The sequence below is a fragment of the Vibrio sp. D417a genome (assembly GCF_030248595.1).
GTDB lineage: Bacteria > Pseudomonadota > Gammaproteobacteria > Enterobacterales > Vibrionaceae > Vibrio > Vibrio alginolyticus.
In genome coordinates this window covers 485,671-495,622 of record NZ_JAHGAM010000001.1, presented here as the reverse complement: position 1 = coordinate 495,622, position 9,952 = coordinate 485,671, and the positions used below count along the sequence as shown (strand labels likewise).

5 protein-coding genes are annotated in these 9,952 nt (G+C 43.3%); 3 read left to right on the top strand and 2 right to left on the bottom strand.

What is annotated here, in order from left to right; all coding sequences use genetic code 11:
- Nucleotides 1-5,337, bottom strand: a 5,337-nt coding sequence (locus tag KI742_RS02185; RefSeq protein ID WP_285445292.1) for a DUF4011 domain-containing protein, incomplete at its 3' end; no start/stop codon positions are given.
- A 279-nt stretch (nucleotides 5,338-5,616) separates the two neighbouring features.
- Nucleotides 5,617-6,504, bottom strand: coding sequence for a LysR family transcriptional regulator (locus KI742_RS02180; RefSeq protein WP_262659627.1), 888 nt, complete (start codon nucleotides 6,502-6,504; stop codon nucleotides 5,617-5,619).
- 97 nt (nucleotides 6,505-6,601) lie between these two features.
- Here KI742_RS02180 and budA point away from each other — a divergent pair, with 97 nt between their 5' ends.
- Genes budA through KI742_RS02165 form a run of 3 tightly spaced genes read left to right on the top strand, consistent with a single transcriptional unit; the run spans nucleotide 6,602 to nucleotide 9,875 of the window.
- Nucleotides 6,602-7,387: an acetolactate decarboxylase gene (gene budA, locus KI742_RS02175; RefSeq protein WP_017820349.1), complete on the top strand. Its 786-nt coding sequence runs from the start codon at nucleotides 6,602-6,604 to the stop codon at nucleotides 7,385-7,387.
- 29 nt (nucleotides 7,388-7,416) lie between these two features.
- Nucleotides 7,417-9,120 carry an acetolactate synthase AlsS gene (alsS, locus tag KI742_RS02170; RefSeq protein WP_017820350.1) on the top strand — a complete coding sequence of 568 codons (1,704 nt, stop codon included), beginning with the start codon at nucleotides 7,417-7,419 and terminating at the stop codon, nucleotides 9,118-9,120.
- Nucleotides 9,117-9,875: an SDR family NAD(P)-dependent oxidoreductase gene (locus KI742_RS02165; RefSeq protein WP_017820351.1), complete on the top strand. Its 759-nt coding sequence runs from the start codon at nucleotides 9,117-9,119 to the stop codon at nucleotides 9,873-9,875. Before alsS ends, KI742_RS02165 begins: the two co-directional genes overlap by 4 nt.
- Nucleotides 9,876-9,952: the final 77 nt, after the last annotated feature.

The window sequence follows — 9,952 nt, the reverse complement described above, 5'->3', positions numbered from 1 at the left end:
TTCTGCTTCTGCTTCTGCTTCTGCTTCTGCTTCTGCTTCTGCTTCTGCTTCTGCTTCTGCTTCTGCTTCTGCTTCTGCTTCTGCTTCTGCTTCTGCTTCTAGCAGTATGTCTCGCTCCCTTTCCACTTCAAGTATTTCTCTAAGTTTTGAGTCAATGTTTTCAATTGCATATTCAGGATCAATAAAGTAATCCGTCGACCATAACCTAACAATATTCCATCCTAGACCTTCCAAAACTATCTGTCTTACCCGATCTCTATCTCGGGCTGCAGGAGAAGAGTGGTACGTAGCCCCATCACACTCAACACCAGCTATGTACTTGCCAGGCTTGTCTGGATGAAGTACTCCGAGATCAACTCTAAACTTACTTACTCCTACTTGTGTTTGTATTTTCCAACCTTTAATTCTTAAAGCTTGAGCTACCGCTTCTTCAAAATCACTATCAAATTGATCGACTCCATGCTCTGCAGAAGCAATCTCAGATAAAGCAATTGGCCCCTTTTCTGCAAATTCAAGGAAGTGTTTTAAGTGCTCAACGGCAACCGAGTTCGTTCTGCTTAAATCAATCATTGAAGAGTCAAAACTACTAAAGACAACAACCTCCGTGGTTGCGCGAGTAATCGCAACATTTAAGCGGCGCTCTCCCCCGCTTTTGTTGAGTGGCCCAAAATTCATACTCATCGTTTTGGCTCCTGGCTCCGTAGGACCATACGCGAGACTGAGCATGATTACGTCTCTCTCATCACCCTGAACTGACTCTAGGTTCTTAACAAAAACAGGATCTCTTCCTGACCCCTCTTGAAAGTATTTTTCGATAGCAGGGTTTTGTCTTCTTGCGTCGTCTAACAGATCTTCAATCGTTCTTTGCTGATCAGTATTTAAAGTTACTACACCTATAGACTTATCTTGTTCATATTTATCCAGTAATCTTCGAACAATTTCATTTACGACTGCTTTTGCTTCAGCCGTATTGTTGCGACCCGCTCCTTTAGCATAAATTCCATTAACTCGATGCAAAGAAACTGCTGAATCTTTTGTTTCTGAAGAAGGATAAGTTACTAATGAATTTTCATAATATTTATTATTTGAAAAAGCAATAAGGGTTTCATGCCTACTTCGATAATGTCCCATCAACCTTTTAAGCGGTAACCTCGCAGCAAGCGCTTGGTCAAGAATAGACTCTAGATCTTCTTCATCTGGATCATCCGAATTCCCTCGAGCAGAGAAAAAGTTTGTTGGGGGCATCTGTTTTGGATCACCGACAATGATTGCGTTTTTCCCTCTCGCTATAGCACCTACCGAATCCCAAGTGGTCATTTGTGATGCTTCGTCAAAAACAACCAAGTCAAATCCTCTGAAATCAGAGGGCAAAAACTGAGCAACGGACAATGGTGACATCATTAAACATGGACACAAATCCAATAACGAATGACCTAGCTCGCTAATCAAACTTCGGATTGGTATATGCCGAGTTTTTTTCTGAAGCTCTTTAGCTAATACACCAAATTGTTTCGAACTCTGCTCCATAGATTGTTGTGTAGGAGCACTCTTCGAAGCAAGTGCAACCACGTAATCGCTTGTAATCTTAGCAACACGTTCGTCTACCACTTGAAACTCTTTTATTGTTTGTTCATGCGTTGAAGCTTTGAACTTTCGAAGCTCATCGCTGGCATCAATAAGAAGTGGGGCGAGCCAATAAGAAAAAGCAACTCGAAATTGCTCATTTAACTCTTCAGGGTTACTTACTCCTGATTCCAGAGCTTTAACCATTACATCAAGCTTATTGTCATACGCCTTCTGCTTGACTGATTGCCACTCACACCAGTTTTTCAATTTGTTTGACTGAGTCTTTATATCATTAAAATTCCGATATAGTGATTCAAGTTCAGCTTGCTCGGGTATACTGACTCCAAGTTCCGCAACAATCGAATTCGAGTTTTTGAATTCTTTTACCGCCTTGGAAAAGTTATTTAGGCTTGAATATACTTTCGACTCTTCTAAAAACTCTCTCCCATCTACAAACCATTTTCTTATCGCAATCAATATTTCAGAGGGTTCATCAGTCAAGCTAACTAGGTTAGATACAATCTCACGAATTTTTTTCCCTGTTACTGCAGTGCTTTCTAATATTTCGTGAGACGTATCCCAACCTTTCCAGACCGAGTAGTCCCCAATAATGTTGATATGTTCTTCTATTGAGCTCTTGAGCTTCTGAACCGTCGCAATTTTTTCAAGAAGTAACAAATCTTCAATTTGAGACAGGCCAAACTCTTTCGCTTCGCGATTTATCTTACGCTTGCGAAATATTGCTTTAAACCAACTTGTTTTAGCTTCTTCAGCCAATTGTAGCCATCTCTCTGTGGGTAACTTAGACAAGTTGTCGCTAGTCACGCCATGCGATATGTCTTTAAGCTGCTGGTCGTAATCTGCTTTTAATACCGACAACTCTTGAATGGCTGCAATTCGTTCTTTTGAACCAGAATCTACAGCGAATGCAATATCTTCAAACGTTGTGATCATTGCCAACTCATAAGCACTTTCTAGTGCTTCAACATTTTTAAGCGTTTGGCGTATCGAGGTAAGCGAAAAACTCGATTGAACCTGTTGTGTCCAATCTATTAAGACATCGTAGTTTTTTAACCAGTCATCAATAACAGCAAGTAAATTAGACTGCCAAACATTCGACCACTCAGTAGCAAAAACTGGCATAAATGCGTTGATGTTCAAGCCCTTAATATCAGAGAATGCTAGTGCTAGCCTCCCGACTAACTCTTTAATCCTAACTAAATCCTCTTTTGTAGAAATAGGAGCTGCTGTTATGTCAGGGAGCCAATCTAGCTTGACTTTTAAGGTTTCACCATTTAATGCAACGGTAGAGATAGCGTCTCTGGCTGAGATTCCAAATGCCGATTTTCCATGTAAAGCACGAACATAATTGTTAAGCTCATCTCTCCTCGACTTGAGCTCTATAATATTCGCTTCCCATTCCTCAGAGCTTAAACCCTCTCTTTTCTGCCATGCCTTATTTAATTGTTCAAGAACTGCTCGTTTGTTCGCTTTATTGCTATGTAGTTCCAAGCAAAGATGATCCAAACCTACTTTCTGTAAACGGCGATATACCACATTCAGTGCAGCCATTTTCTCCGCGACAAAGAGTACTTTTCGCCCGAGCCCGATATTATGAGCAATGATATTAGCGATAGTCTCTGACTTTCCGGTTCCTGGAGGCCCTTCCAGAACGAAATCTTGTGAACGAGCAGAAGCATCCACTGCAACCAACTGAGAACTGTCGCAGTTCAAAGGAGTATAAATCGAGGCAGGATCTAATTTCTCATCAATTTCTTCTCGTTCGATAAACGAGCTCTCTTGGGGGTATGGGTCCCTAGGGTTATCAACTAAATGCTTAACAAATAAATTTTCCTTGAGATCATCTAACCGATCTTTAAGATCTTTCCACATCAGATATTTAGCGAAAGAGAAAGAACCTAAAACTAGCTCTTCCACTAACTCAAAACCAGCTTGTTCCTTAACGGCGTCTCTTACTCTGTGCCATACATAAGGTACATCTATACCACTATCATCCATCGGTAATTCATCTCGAAATTCACTTAGGTTGATATCATGCTCGGATTGCAGAAACTCAATAAGAGTAAGATTAAAAATTGGTTCTTCTTCTTGAAGTTGCTCGACGTAAACAGACGCACGAGCACTACGACGGGTAAGCTTTACGGGAATTAATAATAGAGGAGCTTTATAACTTCTTGTATCTTCTGGGTTCTCTTTCCATTTCAAAAAGCCAAGCGCTAGAAAAAGCGTATTCGAACCACCCTCTTCCAGATCATTTTTTGCTTTTCGGAACAACTCTATAGAGTTTCGCTCTAATCTATTAGGTGACTGATTAGCAATCAGAATCTTATTCTGAATTTGATTGAACGCGTAGCTTCGATGGAGATCAGACCCGGACTGAAGACGAAACAATTCGTTATCGCGCTCAGAGTCAAAGTAAGGACTTTCCTGTGCAGACTGAAACTTAAATTTTACGCCATCTGCCAACATATCTTCGATCGCAGCAATATCAGGACAATATAATTTGATCGCAATGGCTCGGTCACTAAAGTTAATAAGGCTATTTTTCTTTGTTAAATCAAGAAGCTTGCGTGACCAAGTATCGATCCTAGTTTCTGGAGTTTCCTCTATAACTTGTTCTTCTTTTCGCACAGGGGGTAAAGGTGGAACAACAGGTAACATCAGCTCAACTGAAGTATCTTCTGACGTTTTTTCTTCTCGTGTAGCTTCTACGGTTGAGAGTGGTTTTATCGCTTGCGCTCTCGCTTGAGCAATATCAATGACCATCACAAACTGTTTTTCATGTTCTTCTGATAGCAATTCTCGAGCATGCTCTCTCGACTGCTCAAAAGTAATTGGAGAGTCACTAGTAACTAAAGTCGTTTCAAACAACACTAGATCACGGTTATCTATCCGTTTTCTTACATCCTGAGGGTCATCATTTGTTAAGATAGGTAATCTTTCATCAATAAGACAAGCACCCGCAAAAGCATGACCTTCCGTGATTGCCACGACAGGATTCAAACCCATTGCTTCGATACAACTAGCAAACAACACAGACAAATCCAAACAAGCCGCCATTCTGGAATTACTAATATCAGAAGGCAGCCTAACGCGCTGACCCAATTTCGCAAACCCCTTAGGCGGGCTTACATAAGCTAGCTTTTCTTGAAAAATTACGTTCCACAAAGCTGCGATCATTAGGTACGGCTTTTCACGTGTATTCGACTGATAGCCATCGACAGAGCGCCCATAGCCACCTTTTTCAAGAACTTGTGTAACCTTGTGAATAAGAGATTCAACATATACACCGTTGGGCTTGACAAATGCACCTAACAGAGCTGGTTGACGGCTCTCTCCGCCCCAATAATCAGCAGGCAGAACATCAAGAGGAACTTTACACTCTTTGAGTACCTCTCCATCGTCACTCATCAATTTAAAAAACAAAGATAGTTTTACTTCTTCAGTTAACCCAAACAGCTTATCAAAGGGAAACTGTAACTCTTTTACTTTTAAACTTACTACCTCACCAGGCTCTAAGCGATCAATATGCCATGATGTTTCATCTAGCCAGCCTTCAACTCCTTCGAGTTTAAGAACAAGCGACCGATATGTGGGGGATTCTTGTTCCTCTTTTTTAGGGTAACTCACTCGGATAGACTTAATTATTGGATAAGAGTTTTGCTGAGCAGCAAGTGAAAAAGTCGGAGTAATATCAATATCTAATTCAATGCCGTTAATTAATGTCTCTTGGACACTTGTATCTAACACTTTCAATTCCTTCCAGCTGGCTGACATATGAAACTGAGTTAACTTTTACTCTCTCAATACATTCAAGTCTAACTGGAATTTAAAATTCTATGATTATTGATGGGTCATACAGTAAATATTGATAAAATAATATCTATTTAAACAGCTCTAACGTGAAACAAATCACAATGAAAATATGATACAACTTATTAAGTGTATATCGTATTTGGATCACCAAAGAACAAAAACGTTTATAAAACGAAGCCTTTTTATCAAGCGGTGTTGAGCTAATGATTTGGCCTAAAGCAGAGCCTCTACATGACCGATGTGCATGGCTACTTTTAACGCTTGTTTATTGAGATTAGATGCCTCCCAAGCAACAACAACACGACTAGTGAGAGGGATATCATCAATCTCGGCGACTGTCGCGGAATCATCGAGATGTTCAGCCAGTGAGCGCGGTACGAGAGCGATACCTAACCCGGCCTGCGCCATGGCAATCGTCGTACGAAGTTGCGGTGCTGCGAACTGTGGTTCGGGCCTTACTCCTGCGTCGGCAAAAAGTGTGCTCATGCCATCAAACAATGCGGGTCCAGTCTCTCGTGGAAACAGTAAAATTTTATGGCCTCTCAACTGTTTCATCTGGATACAGGGATATTTTGCCAGTTCGTGGCCCGCCGGAATCACTGCGACAAACGGGTCGTTAAACAACACCTTATGCTCAAAAGGCTCACTGGCGTAACAGGGTAGCCGCATGATTGCGAGATCAAGTTGTTTGCTTTTTAACTGAGTGGCAAGCTCTGGCATTGACAGTTCCGCCGTCTGTAAATGAACCCCATTCTCTTGAATACGCCCAATCCTCTCCAATACCTTAATGCAGGTTGATGTTGACGTCGCGAACCCAATTTTAACCTGCGTATTTTCACCACGGGCAATCTGTCGGGCTTTTGCTTTAGCGCGTTCCACATCAGCAAGAATATTTACCGCATCCGTATAAAAGACTTGCCCTGCATGGGTCAGTTCTACTCCTCTAGACAAGCGCTTAAATAAGTCCACGCCAAGCTCGTGCTCTAGCTTTTTGATTTGTTGACTCAAAGGAGGTTGCGCAATCCCTAACCGTTCAGCTGCTCGGGTAAAGTGACGAGTCTCGGCGACCGCGACAAAATACTTCAGGTAGCGAAATTCCATATATTTTCCATATCAAAATAAATCTTTTTTATATTGGATTTAGCACCGTGTAGAAGTCAATCTAAATATACTCTTCATTGCATAACTGGTCTTACTCATGCGTGGATTTTATAACCCTCTATGCGCTTGTTCGCTTGAAGTAGCGAAAGAATTTTCTGAATACCATCACGTTACCGGAGATGGTGAGATTTATCAGACTTCGTTAATGAGTGCTTTGATCGCTGGTGTTTACGAAGGCTCGACAACCATAGAAGAACTGCTGAAACATGGGGATTTTGGTTTAGGTACGTTCAATGAATTGGATGGTGAGTTGATTGCTTTTGATAAGGAAGTTTTTCAACTCAAGTCGGATGGCTCCGCAAACCCGGCAGACCTAGAGCAAAAAACGCCCTTTGCTGTCATGACTTTTTTTAAGCCTGATATCGAGCTGCCATTGACATCGCGCATGTCACGTCATGAAGTCCATAGCCTCATAGACGACCTGGTTCCAAGCGATAACCTATTTTGCGCAGTGCGCATTGATGGTGTTTTCGATTCAGTTCGTACTCGTACCGTACCTAAACAAACACGCCCTTATCGACCAATGCTTGAAGTGGTCAAAGAACAACCAACATTCCGCTTCACGCATAAGCAAGGCGTGGTCGCCGGCTTTCGCAGTCCTAAATATACGACTGGCATCAATGTACCCGGCTATCACGAACATTTTATTACCGATGACCGCCAAGGAGGTGGTCATATCCAGGATTACAGCATTTCGTCAGGATTTCTCCAGATTGGCAAAGTCTCACGGCTAGTGATTGATACCCCAGTATCGACAGACTTCCTCAACGCCAATTTGGCTCCGGAAGATATAAATACCGCCATAGAAAAGGCGGAAAAGTAACAAAGTCAGGCAAATAATAAGGACAACAAATGCAATCCAAACCTTCAAATAAAAATGGAGCTCAGTTGATCGCTCAACAGCTAGAGTCTCTCGGCATTAAGTACATTTTCGGTATTCCCGGTGCAAAAATCGATCGACTGTTCGATGCGATTGAAGACACTAACATCCAAATGATTCCGGTACGCCACGAGGCTAACGGCGCATTTATGGCGGGCGTTATGGGAAGACTAACCGGCAAAGCAGGCGTCACAATGGTTACGTCAGGCCCTGGCTGTGGAAATCTAGTTACGGGGGTGGCAACAGCAAACTCCGAAGGCGATCCGCTGATTGCTATCGGTGGTGCGGTGAAACGAACTGACCAGCAAAAACAAACACACCAGAGCATGGATACCGTCAGTATTTTTCGCTCTATAACTAAGTTCAGTGCTGAAGTGCAGCATGTGGACGCCGCAAGCGAGATCATGGCGAACGCATTTCGTATCGCAGAGTCAGGTCGTCCTGGGGCTTGCTTTTTGAGTCTCCCCCAAGATGTTTTATCCGAGCAAACCCAAACGGACATTATTGTCCCCTCGCCTTACACACAGCCTGGTTGCGCAGACATCGTAGCAATCGAAGAAGCGGTCAGTCGAATCAGTAAAGCAAAGCGCTGTGTGGTTTTACTTGGCCTTCACGCGAGCCGCAGTCAAAACGCTGCTGCTATCGCCCGATTTCTTCAAAATACGCAGCTACCCGTTGTCGGCACTTACCAGGCCGCCGGCACGGTAGACATCAATTACTATCATCACTTTGCTGGGCGTGTCGGTTTGTTTAATAACCAACCTGGCGATGTTTTACTGCGGGACGCCGATTTAATTCTCACCATCGGCTTTAGCCCAATAGAGTATGACCCTGAGCTTTGGAACAGCCACCGCAACCCAGTGATTCACCTCGATATTGAACCAGCAGAATACCAACTTAATTATCAACCTTGTGTTGAAATCGTCGGAAACATTGCGCAGTCATTAGATAAAATGGGCAGCTATATCTCTGAATATGCTCGCCTTTCCCCAACGGCACTTTCAATACTGGAAGAGGTAGCACTGCAACGGCAAGTGATCAAGGCTTATCCCAAAGTCTATAACAAGCAAGGGTTTCATCCACTGGCGCTAATTAAAGCCATGCAATCTATCATCACACCAGATACCACGCTATGCCTTGATATGGGGAGCTTCCACATCTGGATCGCTCGTTACTTAAGCTGTTTTCGAGCTCGCCAAATGCTGGTGTCTAACGGCCAACAAACGATGGGCGTTGCACTGCCATGGGCCATTGGTGCCAGCCTACTAAAACCTGGTAGCAAAGTGGTATCGATATCAGGAGACGGCGGTTTTATGCAATCGAGCATGGAGTTAGAAACCGCGGTTAGACTGAACTGCAATATCGTCCATATTGTGTGGGTTGATAACGCCTACAACATGGTAGAAATGCAAGAGATCAACAAATATCAGCGCTGCTCTGGTGTGAAATTTGGACCAATTGATTTCAAGGCCTACGCCGAGTCATTTGGCGCGAAAGGCTTCGCAGTGACTAGTCAACACGAATTGCTACCGACATTGAATAAAGCCATGGACGTTGAAGGACCAGCAGTGGTGGCTATCCCCGTAGATTACAGCGACAACGACAAACTGATGTTGCCGCGCACAGAGAAAAATCAAGATCCCGTTTTTGTAAGTTTCGAAGGAGAAATCGCATGAGAGGATTAAAAAATAAAGTCGCACTCGTCACTGGTTCTGCCAATGGCATTGGTTTGGCCATCGCAAAACGTTTGTATGAAGAAGGCGCAAACGTCGCTCTTGCCGATTGGAATGAAGAGCAGTTGGCAAACGCCGTTGAGGGCTTTGATAAACAGCGTGTGTCTGCGCATTCTATTGATGTTTCTGACCCAGAAAAAGTCGCAGCACTGATTTCTGATGTTGTTACCCGTTTCGGTAAACTGGATATTTTAGTAAACAATGCTGGCGTACATGTCCCTGGTTCCGTGATTGAAGGTAGTGTGGAAGACTGGAAGAAGATCTCTGGTGTAAACATTGACGGCGTCGTTTATTGCGCGAAGTTTGCTTTGCCTGAACTCTTAAAAACGAAAGGTTGTATGGTAAATACCGCGTCCGTTTCCGGTTTGGGTGGTGACTGGGGTGCCGCATTCTATTGCGCGAGTAAAGGTGCAGTGGTGAACCTTACCCGAGCGATGGCATTGGACCATGGTGCGGATGGGGTAAGAATTAACGCCGTATGCCCAAGTTTAGTAAAAACCAACATGACAAACGGCTGGCCGCAGGACATCCGCGATAAATTCAATGAGCGCATTGCGCTTGGCCGAGCAGCCGAACCTGAAGAAATTGCGTCTGTCGTGACTTTCTTGGCAAGTGATGACGCATCTTTCATTAATGGCGTAAACCTACCTGTAGACGGCGGTGCCACCGCATCAGATGGTCAACCTAAAATAGTATAAGCATGAAATAGACAGATCAGTAAGAGACGTTCTACTACCTTTCGGATCGATGCTGATCTGTCGCTTTACGCTCTGAG

Excerpts from the sequence above, each read along its gene's own strand:
- budA (WP_017820349.1), top strand. The coding sequence starts at position 6,602 with ATGCGTGGATTTTATAACCCTCTATGCGCTTGTTCGCTTGAAGTAGCG.
- KI742_RS02180 (WP_262659627.1), bottom strand. The coding sequence starts at position 6,504 with ATGGAATTTCGCTACCTGAAGTATTTTGTCGCGGTCGCCGAGACTCGT.
- alsS (WP_017820350.1), top strand. The coding sequence starts at position 7,417 with ATGCAATCCAAACCTTCAAATAAAAATGGAGCTCAGTTGATCGCTCAA.
- KI742_RS02165 (WP_017820351.1), top strand. The coding sequence starts at position 9,117 with ATGAGAGGATTAAAAAATAAAGTCGCACTCGTCACTGGTTCTGCCAAT.